Annotated in this window: 14 protein-coding genes and 2 tRNA genes; 12 read left to right on the forward strand and 4 right to left on the reverse strand. The window is 33.1% G+C overall.

Annotated elements, in window-relative coordinates; all coding sequences use genetic code 11:
• Positions 1-4 precede the first annotated feature (4 nt).
• Both gpmI and LNP27_RS06365 read right to left on the reverse strand, forming a co-directional pair.
• Complete coding sequence (gpmI, locus tag LNP27_RS06360) at positions 5-1,522, reverse strand: 2,3-bisphosphoglycerate-independent phosphoglycerate mutase (protein WP_229943764.1); 1,518 nt, start codon at positions 1,520-1,522, stop codon at positions 5-7.
• A 141-nt stretch (positions 1,523-1,663) separates the two neighbouring features.
• Positions 1,664-4,081 (reverse strand): DUF5916 domain-containing protein, encoded by a 2,418-nt coding sequence (locus tag LNP27_RS06365; protein WP_229943765.1) that lies wholly within the window; start codon positions 4,079-4,081, stop codon positions 1,664-1,666.
• A gap of 367 nt (positions 4,082-4,448) precedes the next feature.
• On the opposite strand from LNP27_RS06365, the gene LNP27_RS06370 reads away from it, so the two are divergent.
• The 3 genes from LNP27_RS06370 to LNP27_RS06380 all read left to right on the forward strand — a co-directional run bounded on the left by LNP27_RS06370 (position 4,449) and on the right by LNP27_RS06380 (position 5,979).
• Complete coding sequence (locus LNP27_RS06370; protein ID WP_229943766.1) at positions 4,449-5,171, forward strand: murein L,D-transpeptidase catalytic domain family protein; 723 nt, start codon at positions 4,449-4,451, stop codon at positions 5,169-5,171.
• A 616-nt stretch (positions 5,172-5,787) separates the two neighbouring features.
• Positions 5,788-5,860, forward strand: a tRNA-Gly gene (locus tag LNP27_RS06375).
• A 46-nt stretch (positions 5,861-5,906) separates the two neighbouring features.
• Positions 5,907-5,979, forward strand: a tRNA-Gly gene (locus LNP27_RS06380).
• Positions 5,980-6,020: 41 nt separating this feature from the next.
• Here the strand turns inward: LNP27_RS06380 and pepE are convergent.
• Complete coding sequence (gene pepE, locus LNP27_RS06385; protein ID WP_229943767.1) at positions 6,021-6,728, reverse strand: dipeptidase PepE; 708 nt, start codon at positions 6,726-6,728, stop codon at positions 6,021-6,023.
• Between the two features lie 147 nt (positions 6,729-6,875).
• Here pepE and LNP27_RS06390 point away from each other — a divergent pair, with 147 nt between their 5' ends.
• The 8 genes from LNP27_RS06390 to LNP27_RS06425 all read left to right on the forward strand — a co-directional run bounded on the left by LNP27_RS06390 (position 6,876) and on the right by LNP27_RS06425 (position 13,778).
• Positions 6,876-7,631 (forward strand): carboxypeptidase-like regulatory domain-containing protein, encoded by a 756-nt coding sequence (locus tag LNP27_RS06390; protein ID WP_229943768.1) that lies wholly within the window; start codon positions 6,876-6,878, stop codon positions 7,629-7,631.
• Positions 7,621-8,349 carry a peptidase associated/transthyretin-like domain-containing protein gene (locus tag LNP27_RS06395; RefSeq protein WP_229943769.1) on the forward strand — a complete coding sequence of 243 codons (729 nt, stop codon included), beginning with the start codon at positions 7,621-7,623 and terminating at the stop codon, positions 8,347-8,349. The genes LNP27_RS06390 and LNP27_RS06395 overlap by 11 nt, the downstream gene beginning before the upstream one ends.
• Positions 8,336-9,115, forward strand: a complete 780-nt coding sequence (locus LNP27_RS06400) for a hypothetical protein (protein ID WP_229943770.1) — start codon at positions 8,336-8,338, stop codon at positions 9,113-9,115. The genes LNP27_RS06395 and LNP27_RS06400 overlap by 14 nt, the downstream gene beginning before the upstream one ends.
• Positions 9,116-9,130: 15 nt before the next feature.
• The gene (bamP, locus tag LNP27_RS06405; protein ID WP_229943771.1) at positions 9,131-9,883 is read left to right on the forward strand and encodes a BamP family beta-barrel-assembly machinery protein; all 753 of its coding nucleotides are present in this window, start codon (positions 9,131-9,133) and stop codon (positions 9,881-9,883) included.
• A complete protein-coding gene (locus tag LNP27_RS06410) occupies positions 9,880-10,383 on the forward strand; it encodes a DUF6702 family protein (RefSeq protein ID WP_229943772.1) in 504 nt (167 codons plus the stop codon). The genes bamP and LNP27_RS06410 overlap by 4 nt, the downstream gene beginning before the upstream one ends.
• A gap of 64 nt (positions 10,384-10,447) precedes the next feature.
• Positions 10,448-12,691, forward strand: coding sequence for a M1 family metallopeptidase (locus tag LNP27_RS06415; RefSeq protein WP_229943773.1), 2,244 nt, complete (start codon positions 10,448-10,450; stop codon positions 12,689-12,691).
• A 113-nt stretch (positions 12,692-12,804) separates the two neighbouring features.
• Positions 12,805-13,206 (forward strand): Sec-independent protein translocase subunit TatA/TatB, encoded by a 402-nt coding sequence (locus tag LNP27_RS06420; RefSeq protein ID WP_229943774.1) that lies wholly within the window; start codon positions 12,805-12,807, stop codon positions 13,204-13,206.
• The gene (locus tag LNP27_RS06425) at positions 13,206-13,778 is read left to right on the forward strand and encodes a phosphatase PAP2 family protein (RefSeq protein WP_229943775.1); all 573 of its coding nucleotides are present in this window, start codon (positions 13,206-13,208) and stop codon (positions 13,776-13,778) included. The genes LNP27_RS06420 and LNP27_RS06425 overlap by 1 nt, the downstream gene beginning before the upstream one ends.
• 142 nt (positions 13,779-13,920) lie before the next feature.
• On the opposite strand, the gene LNP27_RS06430 is transcribed toward LNP27_RS06425, so the two are convergent.
• Positions 13,921-14,562 (reverse strand): O-methyltransferase, encoded by a 642-nt coding sequence (locus tag LNP27_RS06430; RefSeq protein ID WP_229943776.1) that lies wholly within the window; start codon positions 14,560-14,562, stop codon positions 13,921-13,923.
• Positions 14,563-14,644: 82 nt separating this feature from the next.
• Here LNP27_RS06430 and rlmN point away from each other — a divergent pair, with 82 nt between their 5' ends.
• Entirely contained in the window at positions 14,645-15,688 is a 1,044-nt protein-coding gene (rlmN, locus tag LNP27_RS06435; RefSeq protein WP_229943777.1) for a dual-specificity RNA methyltransferase RlmN, read from the forward strand.
• The last annotated feature ends 64 nt before the right edge of the window (positions 15,689-15,752 follow it).

Raw genomic sequence — 15,752 nt, forward strand, 5'->3', positions numbered from 1 at the left:
ATTCCTATAATAAAGAATGACACGTCATGACTTCTGGTTTTTCTATTCCCATTAATTCTAAGATTGTTGGGGCAATATCTCCAAGAACACCATCGTGGATTTCTTTTAAATCTCTGTCAACCAAAATAATTGGCACTGGATTAGTAGTGTGTGCCGTATTTGGACTTCCATCAGGATTAATCATCGTTTCACAGTTACCGTGATCCGCAATTACAATAGTAGTGTAATTATTTGCTAGAGCAGCTGTAATAACTTTTTCGACGCATTTATCAACTGCTTCGCAGGCTTGTATTGCAGCACTCATTATCCCTGTATGTCCTACCATATCGCCATTAGCAAAGTTAAGACAAACGAAATCTACTTCTCCTTTGTTTAATTCTGGAACTAATGCATCTGTTAATTCAAAGGCACTCATTTCAGGCTGTAAGTCGTAAGTAGCTACTTTTGGGGAGTTTTTTAGGATACGGCTCTCTCCTTCAAAAGGTAATTCTCGCCCACCAGAAAAGAAGAATGTAACGTGAGGATATTTCTCTGTCTCAGCAATACGAATTTGCTTTTTGTGCGCTTTCTCGATAACTTCGCCTAGTGTTTCTGTAATGTTATCTTTATTGTAAACGACTTTTACGTTATTGTAAGTTTCGTCATAATTAGTGAGCGTGACATAGTACAAATTAAGTTTGTGCATGTTGTGTTCATGACAATCCATTTGTGATAAAACTTCGGTCAATTCACGTCCTCTATCCGTTCTAAAATTGAAGAAAATCACAACATCATCTGCCTCAATTGTAGCAAGTGGTTTGTCAAATTCATCCACCATAACCGTAGGATGTATAAATTCATCGGTTACGTCTACTTCGTAACTTTCCTCGATAGAAGCAACCGCATCAGTAGAATGTGTTCCAACTCCGTTTACTAATAAATCATAAGCTAACTTTACTCTCTCCCACCGTCTGTCGCGGTCCATAGCGTAATAACGACCAATTAATGAAGCCACTTTTACAGAAGTGTTAGCTATATAATCTTGTAGATCTTGGATATAATGCTTGCCTGATTTTGGATCAACATCACGACCATCGGTGAAGGCATGCACAAAAACTTTTTGCAAGCCGTATTCTTGAGTTGCATCAATCAAACCTCGTAAATGTGAAGTATGTGAGTGTACACCACCATCAGATACAAGGCCTAAAAAGTGAACTTTTTTGTTATTTACTTTGGCATAAGTAAAGGCGTCCACTAATACGGGTTCTTTAGCTAAAGTATCATTAGCAACAGCGAGATTAATTTTAGCTAAATCTTGATATATAATTCTACCAGCACCTAGATTCATGTGTCCCACTTCACTGTTTCCCATTTGTCCTTCGGGCAGACCTACATTTAAACCATCGGTTCGAAGTTGAGCACTTGGGTAATTTTTGTATAAACTATTTATAAAAGGGATATAGGCATTATCGATAGCAGAAACTTTTGGATCTGGAGATTTTCCCCAACCGTCCAAAATCATAAGAATTACTTTTTTATTCATCACAAATTTATTTTAAGCAAAGATAAAGCATTTCTAAAAATCTTCTAGCCAATCAAAATCACTATTGCATATTCAGAGGTTAACAATAACAAAAAATGATTATTTTGTTGCAGAAGGTTCTCTTTTTTTTTATTAATGCATTTAGAATTTATTCTTAACTTGATTGTAATCTATGAAATAGCGTACACTGATTGAAAAAACATGATTTAAAGCATCATTTGTCAATAAATTAGTAACATTATTTCTAAAGTCTTTATTGATGTTTCTTTCAAAAGCACCTGCGTTATTTCGGTATAAAATAGAGAGTTGACTTCCGGGTGCAAACCACCACGAATAGGACAAATCGGTATTCCATGAGTAAAAACTTGAGTTTTTATTAGTTGTATATCCCGTATAATCAGTCAAGGTTCCGTTTTGTTCTAATGATAATACATTGCTATTTTCGGCAAATGACCAATAATAACGTAATGATATGTTGAATGTCATTTGGCTGTTTAGAGAATACTTTCCAGAAAATGAATTTGAATAAGTAATTACGTTTCTATTGGCGAAAATGATAGAATTTGGTGTAGACTCATTCAAATCATCATCAATACTGTCTATAAAACCTTTATTGTTATTTTGTCTAAAAAAATTGAAGTTGTAATTCATTGATAATTTATCATTGAAACGGTATCGTGGACCAACAGAAAAGCCGTAGGAATTCCTACCAGTTTCATTATAAACAGCATAAGAAGGATTGAAATCAAAAGCGAAGCTTTTATTGTAATTGGACGATATGTATATAAATCCACTAATTTTTGCAGGTATAATTACATACCTATCGGCTGTCCTAGATTCATAGTAGTCATAGGTTTCAATTGGATTAGCATCTATGCCTATACCAAAGTAATTGTTTTTTTTGGTGTTTGAATTAATTTGGAAATTGATGTTTCCTGTCTGAATTTTACCAGTCTCTTTTTGGAATTGTGAGTACGCATTTAGTCGCGCGTTGAAGCTATTGAAATACTTGCTTGGATTCAAGATTCGGTAGCTAGTATTGCCATAAATGCTATAATAATTGGTTTCAAAATTAATTCCTAAATCATTATTATCAAAATCCTTAGTGGTGATATCAGCACCAATGCCATAGCGGAATTTTCCACTGGTTTCAGAAAAATTCAATTGGGAATTAATTCCTTTTTTGTCTTCTATTGCATTTATATAACTGTATTTAAAGTCACCAGAAAGACTGTAGGTATTTTTTTTAGTATTTAAGTCCCAAACTAAGGCGCTCACATTTCCATCGCGAAAATTCCCATTTCGAGTTACATTTGTGTTCACGAATGAAATGGAGGAGTTTTTGCGGAAGCGTTGGTCTAAAACTAAAACACTATAATTGACTAGGGGTTCTACTATTTCTTTTCGGACTTGCTGAGTATCATTATTTCTGATGATTGCTGCAGTTTTTTCGGTAACGGCATTTAAAATACCTACTCCCAATCCGTTTTTAGTTCTTCCTGATATTTTTAAAGCATTAATAAGGTTTATGTTTGCGGGATTGTCAATAATTTCTTCATTACTTTCAGTTTCCGGATATTTAGTTGGAATTCCTCCAATACGTCTCGAGTAAACCAAATTTCCTTTGCTGAACAAATCTGTTCCCTCTGTAAAAAAAGGCCTGTTCTCATTAAACTGTTGTTCAAATGGACCCAAATTTAGAATTTGATCATCATATTTTGTTTGTCCAAAATCAGGAACAAGAATCATATCTAATGTAAAAGCATCATTTATTCCGTACTTTATATCCAGCCCACCTTTCAGCGTTCCGTTTGTTTTTTGACGGTTATTTGCATTTACATAAAAGGACGAATACGGCAAAAGAAAAAGTCTAGTAGGAGGTTTAATGTTTTCGATTCCTTCGAGGATTCCAGTTTGTTGGGTAAAAGTTCCCAATTTAGAATCAATAAAATTCCAAGTATATTTTTGTCGGTCTCTTTTAATTTCTCTGAAAAAATTAAGACCCCATGTCTGTTTGTTTTCACCCGAAAAGCGCAAAGCAGCATAAGGAATTCTCATTTCCACGACCCAACCTTTGTCTGTTATAACGGCTTTGCTTTTCCAAACAGCGTCCCAAGAATAATCCTCTCCATTAGTATCAGTTGTGATGCAATCAGCCTGACCGTCTGCGGCGTTTACAAAAAATTGAAAATCTTGTTGCCCGTCATTAAATCCATTGATGAATACGCCAAATAAATCTGATGTTCCAAAACTGTCGCGTTGCGTAATTTCTTTTAGAATTTTTTCAGGATTTTCATCGTACATTACTGCACCTATATAAATAGCGTCATTATCGTATAAAACTCGAATTTCGGTTTTTTTGTTTTCTGGAATCTTTTTTCCATTGTCCGGATCAAACATGATAAAATCCGTAGCTATTGGTACTGATTGCCAAATGGCTTCGTCGAGCTTTCCGTCGACTTCTATTTTTTCAGAAGTGAATTTAGTTTGTAAGATTTTTTTTTGGCTATAGCCAAAGACCGACAGCAATAGCGAACAAAATAACAGTTGATTTTTCATGTAACGATTGATTGATGATGATTTAAAAAAAAACTAAATAGCGTAATGGCAATGAATCAACATCTTGCGTAATAGTTTGTTTTAATAGACTCGCTTTTCTAGTGATTGTTACACTATTTGATTTAAGCTTTCAAAAGATGTTTACTGTTCTAAATTGTTTTTATTTTATTTTAACAGTGAAAAATAGGTTTTCATGTAGTGGAATAGTAAGCAGGTGATTTATTAACCATTAAATTTTGTAATATTTATCCAATAAGTTATAATAATATTCGTTGTAATATCAATAAAATTTTGTTAAACGACTTTTCAATTCTATTTTTTTAAGTACGTTTGCAATCCCAAACAATTAGTAACTAAAAGAGATTCAATGATTTATACAATAATTCCTACTATTTTTTTTCTATTAGCATCTTACACTTCAAATCCAGTAACTCCTTCACCAAATAATACGGTAAAACCTAAAGTTTATGCTAGAACTGTTGAGGTTACTGTCGAATCGAAAATTGAATCGGCCTATAATAATTTACATTCCGATAAATTTGCATTACCAAAATTAGAAAGCTTTGCTGTAGCATTGAAAGGATATTATGCCTTAAAAGAAAAAGGATTAGTTAAGAAAGAGATTCTAACCATAATCGATTTTAGTATGTCCTCTAATTCTAAAAGACTTTGGGTAATTGATTTAATTACGGGTGATGTGCTTTTTAATTCCCTTGTTGCACATGGTAGAAATACTGGCGAGGAATTTGCTTCTAATTTTTCAAATGCTAACGAATCTTATAAAAGTAGTTTAGGATTTTATTCAACAGGCGAAATTTACAATGGAAAACATGGAATGTCTCTGCGCTTAGATGGCTTAGAAAAAGGAGTTAATGATAATGCAAGAGCAAGAGGTGTTGTAATGCACGCTGCGGATTATGTGTCTGATTCTTTTATTAAAAACAATCATAGATTAGGAAGAAGTCAAGGTTGCCCTGCAGTTCCAGTGGCTCTATCTAAAAAAATTATTAATGTGATAAAAGATAAATCTTGTTTCTTTATTTATCACCCTTCAAGAGATTCTAAATTTAGTGCAAAATCAATTTCATAAATTATAGGTATTTCTAACTTCAATACTATTTTCAATGCCGATTAAGAGATTTTAAATCTCTTAATCGGCATTGAAGTTTTAAGTAGATATTGGCTTTTTAATATTCAAAATTTCAAATCTCACAATGAAATCTGATAACATTTATACAAAAGCGGATAATTTGCTTTTTCAAATTAAATTCTAAAATGTAGTTCGCCATCAATAGACCTTACTGTTTTGACTGAGGCTTTATAATTTTTAGTTAAATATTTACACTGTAAATCTAATTTTAGATCAAAAAAAAACGCGTTCAGTAATTAGCAAACTCGAAAAGAATAATTGAAATCATCTTTCCTCCTTTACTTTAATCATCCATATGATGTTTTTCAGACTGTTTTTAGATTTCAAGAACAAAATGGGTTACTAAAAATCGCTCAAAAAGGCTACTTGTTTACATTTTTAAGGCCGGTTTTTAAATTATTTTTGTTTAATTCAAAAGCTATAATATTTTCATAATAAATTATTTACGTATTTTAACTGCAATGTTAAACGTAGTTGTAATAGTAAGTTTGTGACTTTTTAGAAAAAAAACTTGCATTCAAACAAACTTATTAATTATATTTGCACCGTTGTTAATGCGAAAGTAGCTCAGTTGGTAGAGCTCCAGCCTTCCAAGCTGGTTGTCGCGAGTTCGAGCCTCGTCTTTCGCTCTAAGTTTCAAGATTTAGTTTGAAATTTTAATTTACTGTTTATAATGCGAAAGTAGCTCAGTTGGTAGAGCTCCAGCCTTCCAAGCTGGTTGTCGCGAGTTCGAGCCTCGTCTTTCGCTCTTCAAAGCCGAAACTTAATTGTTTCGGCTTTTTTTATGGGCTATTTTAAAAAACTTAGGTCGGATCCGGTTTCTAATTCTTCAGGACTATTATTTTGTTTAAAAAGGCGGGCAGTCAAATTCCCTTTTAAAGTGATTTTGTCACCTTTTACATCTAGCCAGCTGCCTTCTCTTAATCCTAAAACAGGTAGCGAATTATAAGCATGGAACTCTTTTATTCTGGTTTCACGTGTTTCACCCATATGATTGGAGTTGGGATCTGGATCTAAATAATGAGGATTTAAGTTAAAAGGAATTACACCTAATGTTTGAAAACTAGATGGATATACAATAGGCATATCATTAGTAGTTTGCATGGTAAGTCCACATATGTTACTACCAGCACTTGTCCCTAAATAGGGTGTTCCGTTTTTTATGACGTCAGAAAGGATTCCCATGATGTTGTTTTTATGCAATTGCGATACGAGCACAAAAGTATTTCCTCCTCCTGTAAAAATACCTTCAGCATTCTTTATTGCCAGTGCTTCCTCTTCAAACTCATGAATTCCGATTACTTTTTTATTTATTTTGGTAAAAGCCAAGCCAACTTTGGCGGTATATTCTTCATGAGAAATTCCGCCAGGTCGTGCATAAGGAATAAAAAGGATGGTCGTGCAGTTCTGAAAATGCAATTTTAATTCAGGTAATAAATAATCAAGATAATCTTCATTGGCAAGTGTCGATGTACTTGCGATCAGTATGTTTTTCATTTTTTAAATGACTTAAGTTATGCTAAAGGTATTGATACCGTTTTTATATTTCAAGTTTTTAATTAACATTTTTTTATCAAGTCGTTAGTAGTTAATTTAGAATGCATTAAGATACTTTTACGGAGTATCAATAAGCACTTTCAAAAAATGATTAGAATTGTGTATTTATTTTTGGCTTTTGCGGCAATGCAAGTTATAGCTCAAGAAAACCCTCGAATACTTTTGAAAGGAAGACTGACTGCTGATTTTTCTGTTTTGGAAGGTGTTTATGTGATAAATAAAAAAACGGAAAAAGCATCGATTACGGATCAAGAAGGTCATTTTAAGGTACAGGCAGTTGTTGGTGATACTTTATTGTTTTCGGCAACTCAGTTTCGAGAATTGAAAATGGTTTTGACGGCAAAGGATTTTGAACAAGAAATGATTCTTGTAAAAATGAAGCCTGTTGTAAATCAATTGCATGAAGTTATTGTGAGAAACGGTATTAATGCAGTTTCAATGGGGATAATTCCAAAAGGGCAAAGAGTATATACACCAGCGGAACGACGATTAAACACTGCTAATAACCTTAATGCCTCTGCAAATATGGGAACGATGATGGGAGGTTCTGTTTCGGCGGATCCTTTATTGAATTGGATTTCTGGAAGAACTAAGATGCTTAAAAAAGAAGTTGCTGTTGAAAAGAAAGAATCCTATTTGAGGCAGTTAGAAAATATGTTTTCTGATGACTATTTTATAAGTAAATTGAAAATCCCGTCGGAATATGTAAAAGGATTCGAATATTACATTGTGGATAATGAGCAATTTGTGAGGAATCTAAAATCTAAAAATAATGCAATGATTGCTTTTTTGTTAACAGAATTAGCAGTCAAGTATAAAGAAATTATCGCTAGTGAAAATTAAAATTACGCTACAGTTAGTACTGTTCTTTTTGGTTCAAGTTACTTTTGGACAAACAGAAAAGATACAGGAAATTCGAGGAAAAATCAGTGCCGACTCTGTTGCAGTTGACCGCGTTAATGTATTAAATCTAACTTCAGAAAAAGCAACAGTTTCAGATGCCTCAGGTTTTTTTGTATTGCCAGTAAAAACAGGTGATATACTGGTTTTCTCTGCTGTTAATCTAGAAACGCTTCGAAAAAAAATTGGTCTACAAGATCTATCAAAAGAGATTATCATTATACAGATGATTCCGAAAAGTATTATTTTGAAAGAGGTAGTAGTTAATGAATCGGCTATTTCAGCAGAGAGTTTAGGAATTATTCCCTACGGTCAAAAGAAGTACACTCCCGCTGAAAGAAAATTATATACAGCAACTTCTGGAGGAGGAATTGATGGATTGCTTAATGCTATTTCTGGACGCAAAGCCATGTTGAAAAAAGAAATTGCAGTCGAGAAGAAAGAACAATTATTAGCGCGAATTGATGTCCTTTTTGAAGATAAATACTATACTGAAACTTTAAAAATTCCTTCAGAATATATTAAAGGATTTCAATACTATTGTGTTGATGATGTTCCTTTTGCTAATGCTTTAAGTACTAAAAACAAAACTTTAGTAATGTTTTTGATTGTTAAACTTGCTGAAACTTACAACGAAATAATTGCTGTTGAAAATAAATAGAATTATTTTAGTTTTTTTATTGTTAGTGTGCCAAATTACTTTTGGACAGACTATGCATGAAAAGCTACTTCATGGAAAAATTACGGCAGATTCTGTTAGTGTCAATGGAATAAAAGTCTTAAATTTAAGGAATGAAAAGACAGCTGTTACTAGCCATGAGGGTGAGTTTTATATTTTTGCTAAAGTTAATGATGTTTTAGTTTTTTCAGCTTTAAATTTAGAATCCTATAGATTAGAAATTGGTACAAGTCTAATAATGTCGGAGTTGTTGTCAATAAAGATGTTTCCTAAAGTAACAAAATTAAGGGAGGTGATAGTTAATAAAAATCAGTTTTCAGTACTTTCATTAGGAATTGTGACCAAAGCTCCTGTTAACTATTCTCCAGCAGAGCGCAAATTGCAAACGGCTGGAGATTTTAAGCCAATTATGTTATTAGGTATGTTAGGAGGAGCGATGCCGCTTGATCCTTTGATAAATAAGATCAATGGAAGGACAAAAAAGCTGAAAAAATTAGTGGTTTTGGAAAAAAAAGAAATGAACATAAAGTTGATTTCTGAATTGTACGATGATGAATATTTTACAAATCGATTAGGAATTGGTACTGAGTATGTTAATGGTTTTAAATATTACATCGTAGAAAATGACAGTTTTTTAAAAGTTCTAGAATCCAAGAATAAAGAAAAAGTTTCTTTTTATTTGGTTAGTTTAGCTCAGGACTACAAAGCTTTATTAAACGAGGAAAGTCGTACGGACCTTAACAAATAACTTAAAACACCCCAAATGAAAAATAGAATCGGAATAATTTGTTTGATTTTCTTTACTCAATTTATTTTTGCTCAAAATGAAAATAGGCAGTCTCTGCACGGTCAATTTATAAATGAATTTGCTTTGGTAGATAATGGTTACGTTTTTAATTTGAATTCAAAAACGCGTACTTTTATTAGCGATCAAGGCTTTTTTGATATTTTGGCCAAAGCCAAAGATACTTTGTTAGTTTCAAGCGCTTCTTTTAAATCTAAAAAAATTATACTTCAAGATAAAGACTTTGCTAAACCTCTATTTGTTGTCAATTTAGAATCACAAACGACGTTGTTAAACGAAGTTTTAGTGAAAGGTAAAACAGAAATCAAGCCTGCAATACCCAGTTCGCAAGGAATTGTAGATATGAAATTTACAGATGATGTGAAATCTTCTCCTAAGAATAGAAGCATGTTATCGGATGGATCCATTGAGAACGGAATGGATTTTGTCAGAATGTACAAGATGGTTTCTAAATTGTTTAAAAAAGAAGCTGAAAAAGCAGTAGCTAATTCTAACGTACGTTTTTCAGAGGCGGTTTCAAAAGGAATAGATTCTTATTTTTTTACCAATACATTGAAACTAAAGAGTAATGAAGTTGGACTTTTTCTAGATTATTGTGAAAATGACCCAAAATCCAAAACACTTTTGCAAGAGAAGGATGAATTTATGTTGATTGATTTTTTAATCACCAAGAATGAAGAGTTTAAAAGATTTACTACTTTTGAAAAATGAAAAAAAGAATTTTAATAGTTTTTTTTGGATTGCTATTTTTAACATTAACATCTTTTAGTGTGCACAAGTTTTATGTGGCATTATACCAGGTTAATTATGCTCCAGAAAAAAAAATGCTTCAGATAACAACTCGACTTTTTATAGACGATTTAAATAATGCATTAGAAAAAAAACACCAAAAGAAAATCAATTTAGGTTCAGAAAAAGAAACGGAAGAGGATTTGAATCTTTTTAAGAAATATTTTGCTGAAAAATTTACTATTAAAGTTAACGGTCAAATAAAACCACTACTGTTTTTAAGCAAAGAAATGGAAGGTGATGTGCTCATTTGTTATTTTAGTTGTAAAGATATTCATAAAATTAATACACTAGAAATCTACAATTCGATAATTACAGATAATAATTCTGAACAACAAAATATTATGCATTTTAATGTTTCAGGAGTTAAGAATACCTTACTTTTAACCGAATCTAACTCAAAGGGATTGTTAAAATATTAATAAATTTAGATAATTTTGTTTAAAATTATTATTTTCACCCACTGAAATAACGACAACCTAACCTATGAGAAAATTATCCATACTATTATTTATTCCTGCTTTGTTATTGGCACAGGAAAAAACACCTTCGACAGCAACTAAGCAAACAGGTAGGTATGATAATAATAAGTTTAGCCAAATGTACGATTTGTTGGCAACACCAAACATGTTTCGCACGGCATCTGGAGCGCCAGGACCAGCTTATTATCAACAACAGGCAGATTATAAAATAGACATAGAGTTAGACGATAAAAACTCTAGTATTAAAGGATCAGAAGTGGTGACATACCATAATAATTCTCCTGATATTTTAGAGTATTTTTGGGTGCAATTAGATCAAAATCAAGCAGCTAAAACATCAGAAACACCATTGGCGGAAAGCCAAAGAATGGAGCAAGTTTTTCCAGCAGTAAACTTTGCTAATAAATTTTTGAAACAGGATCTAGAGCGCGGTTTCAATATTGAATCGGTAAAAGATGCTGCCGGAAAGCCTTTGTCGTATACCATCAATAATACCATGATGCGTATCAATTTAGTTACACCAATGAAACCGGGAGAGAAGTTTTCTTTTGCAATAAAATGGAATTATAATATTAATAATTACAGAGTAGAAGGTGGGCGTTCTGGATATGAATTATTCGAAAAAGACGGAAATAAATTGTACGTAATTGCTCAATTCTATCCTAGAATGGCAGTATATAATGATGTCGAGGGATGGCAAAATATGCAGTTCTGGGGAACAGGGGAATTTACATTGCCTTTTGGGAATTTTGATGTGAATATAACAGTTCCTGCAGATCACGTTATGGAAGCTACAGGAGATCTTATGAACAGAAGTGAAGTTTTTACTCCTGAGCAAGTAAAAAGATATAATTTGGCTTTGAAAACTTACGATAAGCCTGTTGTTATTGTTACTCAAGCAGAAGCAGAAGCAGCTGAAAAAGGTTTTTCTAACAAGAAAAAGACATGGAAATTTAGCGCCAAGAATGTTAGAGATTTTGGAATTTCCACTTCAAGAAAATTTATCCTTGATGCGATGGCAGTTAAATTAGGTGAGAAATCAGTTATGGCAGTTTCAATATATCCTAAAGAGGCAAACCCTTTTTGGGGAGAAACAGCAACAAGAACTGTAGCGCATACTTTAAAAAGTTATTCATCACACACTTTTGATTATCCTTATCCTAAGGCAGTTTCGGTATCTGCAGAAGATCAAGGAATGGAATATCCTATGATTTGCTGGAATTATGGTCGTCCTGATGAAAATGGAGTCGTAAGTGAGCGAATTAAAAATGGAATGATTGGGGTGACAATACATGAAGTAGGGCACAACTTCTTTCCTATGATTGTAAATTCTGATGAGCGCCAGTGGTCATGGATGGATGAAGGATTAAATACATTCATGCAGTATATGGCGGAACAGGAATTAGGGACCAATTTTCCTTCAAGTCGAGGACCAGCTAGCAAGATCGTTCCTTATATGAGTGGAGATCAAAAATTCTTAGAGCCTATAATGTCTAATTCTGAAACAATTGCTCAGTTTGGTGCCAATGCTTACGGCAAACCCGCTACTGGGTTGAATATTTTGAGAGAAACTATTATGGGAAGAGAATTGTTTGATCATGCTTTCAAAATCTATGCAAACAGGTGGAAATTCAAGCATCCAACACCGGAAGACTTTTTTAGAACTATGGAAGATGCTTCTGCAGTCGATTTAGACTGGTTTTTTAGAGGTTGGTTTTATTCTACTGATTTTGTTGATATTGGTATAAATGAAGTAAAACAATACTATGTTTCTGAAACGGCAACAACAGAATTAAAAAATGCAATAGTTCGAAGAGGTCGTTTTGGTGAGGAAAAAGGACCATTCGTGTATTTAGTACCAAGTACAAGTGGTGAGTTAGCTGCAAAAAATAAAAAAGCACTAAAAATTGAAGATATCAGTTTACTTGCAGATTATGTAAATACAAAATTTACAGCTGAAGAAAGATCAAAATTAAAATCGCCTAAATATTTCTACGAAGTAGAGTTTAACAAACCTGGTGGAATGTTGATGCCTATAATTGTTGAGTTAACTTATGAAGACGATTCGAAAGAAGTATTTAAATATCCAGCTCAAATTTGGAGAAAAAACAATGATACTGCTAAGAAAGTATATGCTACTGAAAAGGCAATCAAGAAAATTCAAATAGATCCTAAATTAGAAACAGCGGATATTGACGTTAGTAATAACACTTGGCCTAAAGAACAAGTAAAATCTAAATTTGACTAAAGAAAGGTACAATCTAAAAAGACTCTGCGAAGAGTCTTTTTTTTATTTTATGAAATATTTAAAAGCCCAAGATTCAAAATTTGGTATATTTGTAGCAATAAAAAACAAAACATATGTTTGGTATAGGTGGCGGCGAATTAATTTTCATCATGTTTATAGTATTGATGCTTTTTGGATCTGATAAGGTTCCTGAAATTGCGCGTACAATGGGTAAAGCTATGGCGCAATTGAAAAATGCTACAAATGATATAAAAAGTGAAATCCAAAAAGGAGCGGAAGCCAATGGATTTGACCAACAATCTTTATTTGATTTACAAGGCAATATAACATCCGAAATAAATAAAGTGAAAGACAATTTACTAGGCGATACTTCTCAATTCACGGATATAACTGGCAATATTAGTTCAGAGATTAATAAAGCAAAAGATAGTATGTTAGGAGAAGTAAACACATCTCTAGAAGGTACTAAAGAGGTTATAGAAGATGTTTCTGGCCCAATAAAACGCCAGATGTAATGTTAGAAAAAATACTTTCTTTAGATACAGAACTTTTTGTTTTTTTAAATGGTTTAGGTTCTCCTACGTACGATGGACTTTGGTTATTCATAACAAAGCAAAGCAATTGGATTCCACTTTTCTTGCTATTACTTTATGTTATTTATAAAAAATTAGGGGGTAAGCAAACTCTATATCTACTTTTATTTGTTGCTCTTTTAGTGACTTTTACGGACCAAATGACGAATGTGGTTAAAAACAATGTTCAAAGGTTACGTCCCTGTAATAATGTTGAAATTGCTTCATACATACGAATTGTGAAAATGAGTAATGCCTTTAGTTTTTTCTCTGGACATGCTGCAAATTCAATGGCTGTTGCTGCTTTTATATATTTTACTTTGCGATCTTATTTTAAGCACTTTGAATTGATTTTTTTGTGGCCATTTATCTTCGCTTATAGCAGAATTTATCTAGGATTACATTATCCAGGTGATATTTTAACTGGCTATTTTTTCGGATTTATTTTTGGTTTCTTGATGTTTAAATCATATAAAATTTTACAAAAAAAATATTTTCCACAACCCAATTTGTGATTTTTTAGGAGCTATTTCCTGCTGTGCGCTGTATCTTTTTATGAGTTTTCGAGCTAAGATTTCAAAAAACTCAGCCCGAAAACTCATAAAAAGGATGACACTTCCATCAGGGCTAAGGATTTGTTTTCGACAGAACTTTTGATTAGAGAACGCGACTCACGGTCAAACCATCACGAATGGGCAATAATACCGTTTCTACTCTCGAATCAGTTGCTAGTAATTCATTGTATTTCATCAATACTTTTGTGCTTAAATCATTTGGGTGTACTGGCTCTAGGACTTTTCCGCTCCATAGTACATTGTCTGACAGTATAATTCCTCCTTTATTCATTTTTGGTAAAATCAATTCAAAATAGTTGAGGTAGTTTTCTTTGTCAGCGTCAATGAAAACTAAATCAAATTTGGATTCAAGACTTGGGATAATATCAACTGCTTCTCCTAAATATTGAAAAATTTGCTTTCCCCAAGGTGATTTGTCGAAATGCTTTCGCTGAAAATCAACTAACTCTTCTTTGATGTCAATGGTGTGAAGCGTTCCGTTTTCTTTCATACCTTCGCACAAGCACAAAGCAGAATATCCGGTATATGTACCAATTTCTAGAATATTTATAGGACGAATAAGTTTAGAAAGCATACTCAAAACACGACCTTGAAAATGCCCGCTTAACATTCTTGGCAGCAAAATTTTTTGGTAGGTTTCTTTGTTTAATGCTGCTAATAAAGCAGGCTCCTTTTCAGAATGTTGCTCAATATAGTCCTCTAGTTCTTGGGAAATGAAATGCATTTTTTTTTGATTTTCTTGATTTTCTGCAAAGTTATCAAATTATCAAATCAAGAAATCAACAAATTGTCATTAAATTTGCACCATGGAAATTGATAAAAAAGACATACGAGCCTTATCGAAAGAACAATTGCGAGATTTTTTTATTGCCAATGGCGATAAAGCATTTCGCGGCAATCAAGTTTACGAATGGTTGTGGAGTAAAGGTGCGCATAGTTTTGAGGATATGACTAATGTTTCTAAGGGAACACGTACGATGCTTGAAACAAATTTTGTCATCAATCATATCAAGGTAGATACGATGCAACGCAGTGAAGATGGAACTGTGAAAAATGCAGTTCGTTTGCATGATGGATTAGTCGTTGAGTCAGTTTTAATACCTACTAACACGAGAACAACAGCTTGTGTTTCTAGCCAAGTGGGTTGTAGTTTAGATTGTAATTTTTGTGCAACAGCGCGATTAAAAAGAATGCGTAATCTTGAACCTGCTGAAATTTATGATCAAGTGGTTGCTATTGACAAAGAAAGTAGGTTGTACTACAATCATCCTTTATCAAATATTGTTTTCATGGGAATGGGAGAACCGCTTATGAATTACAACAATGTGTTGAAAGCAATCGAAATGATTATTTCACCAGAAGGTTTAGGGATGTCTCCAAAACGAATTATGGTTTCTACTTCAGGAGTGCCTAAAATGATTAAGAAATTAGCGGATGACGATGTAAAGTTCAAATTGGCCGTTTCTTTACACTCTGCTATTGATGAAATCCGTTCTAGAATAATGCCTTTTAGTGCTAATTTTCCTTTGGCTGATTTGCGGGAATCATTAGAATATTGGTACCGAAAAACAAAAAGCAAAATTTCCTACGAATATGTCGTTTGGAAAGACATTAACGATAATAAAGCTTCAATAGATGCTTTGGTGAAGTTTTGCAAATACGTTCCTTGCAAAGTGAATCTTATTGAATACAACCCAATCGATGACGGGGAATTTCAACAAGCTTCCGAAGAATCTATAAATGCCTATATAAAAGCGCTAGAAGCAAGTGGAATCGTCGTAAAAGTACGACGAAGCCGCGGAAAAGATATTGACGCAGCTTGTGGACAACTGGCAAATAAGGAAGCTTAATTTTTTCTTTTCTAAAAACGCTCAAAACACACTAAGCACTTGTAGGATTGTAGGCTAAAATTGT

The organism is Flavobacterium galactosidilyticum (genome assembly GCF_020911945.1).
GTDB lineage: Bacteria > Bacteroidota > Bacteroidia > Flavobacteriales > Flavobacteriaceae > Flavobacterium > Flavobacterium galactosidilyticum.

Excerpts from the sequence above, each read along its gene's own strand:
- LNP27_RS06370 (WP_229943766.1), top strand. The coding sequence starts at position 4,449 with ATGATTTATACAATAATTCCTACTATTTTTTTTCTATTAGCATCTTAC.
- pepE (WP_229943767.1), bottom strand. The coding sequence starts at position 6,728 with ATGAAAAACATACTGATCGCAAGTACATCGACACTTGCCAATGAAGAT.
- bamP (WP_229943771.1), top strand. The coding sequence starts at position 9,131 with ATGAAAAATAGAATCGGAATAATTTGTTTGATTTTCTTTACTCAATTT.
- LNP27_RS06410 (WP_229943772.1), top strand. The coding sequence starts at position 9,880 with ATGAAAAAAAGAATTTTAATAGTTTTTTTTGGATTGCTATTTTTAACA.
- LNP27_RS06430 (WP_229943776.1), bottom strand. The coding sequence starts at position 14,562 with ATGCATTTCATTTCCCAAGAACTAGAGGACTATATTGAGCAACATTCT.
- LNP27_RS06425 (WP_229943775.1), top strand. The coding sequence starts at position 13,206 with ATGTTAGAAAAAATACTTTCTTTAGATACAGAACTTTTTGTTTTTTTA.
- gpmI (WP_229943764.1), bottom strand. The coding sequence starts at position 1,522 with ATGAATAAAAAAGTAATTCTTATGATTTTGGACGGTTGGGGAAAATCT.
- LNP27_RS06415 (WP_229943773.1), top strand. The coding sequence starts at position 10,448 with ATGAGAAAATTATCCATACTATTATTTATTCCTGCTTTGTTATTGGCA.
- LNP27_RS06390 (WP_229943768.1), top strand. The coding sequence starts at position 6,876 with ATGATTAGAATTGTGTATTTATTTTTGGCTTTTGCGGCAATGCAAGTT.
- LNP27_RS06420 (WP_229943774.1), top strand. The coding sequence starts at position 12,805 with ATGTTTGGTATAGGTGGCGGCGAATTAATTTTCATCATGTTTATAGTA.
- rlmN (WP_229943777.1), top strand. The coding sequence starts at position 14,645 with ATGGAAATTGATAAAAAAGACATACGAGCCTTATCGAAAGAACAATTG.
- LNP27_RS06365 (WP_229943765.1), bottom strand. The coding sequence starts at position 4,081 with ATGAAAAATCAACTGTTATTTTGTTCGCTATTGCTGTCGGTCTTTGGC.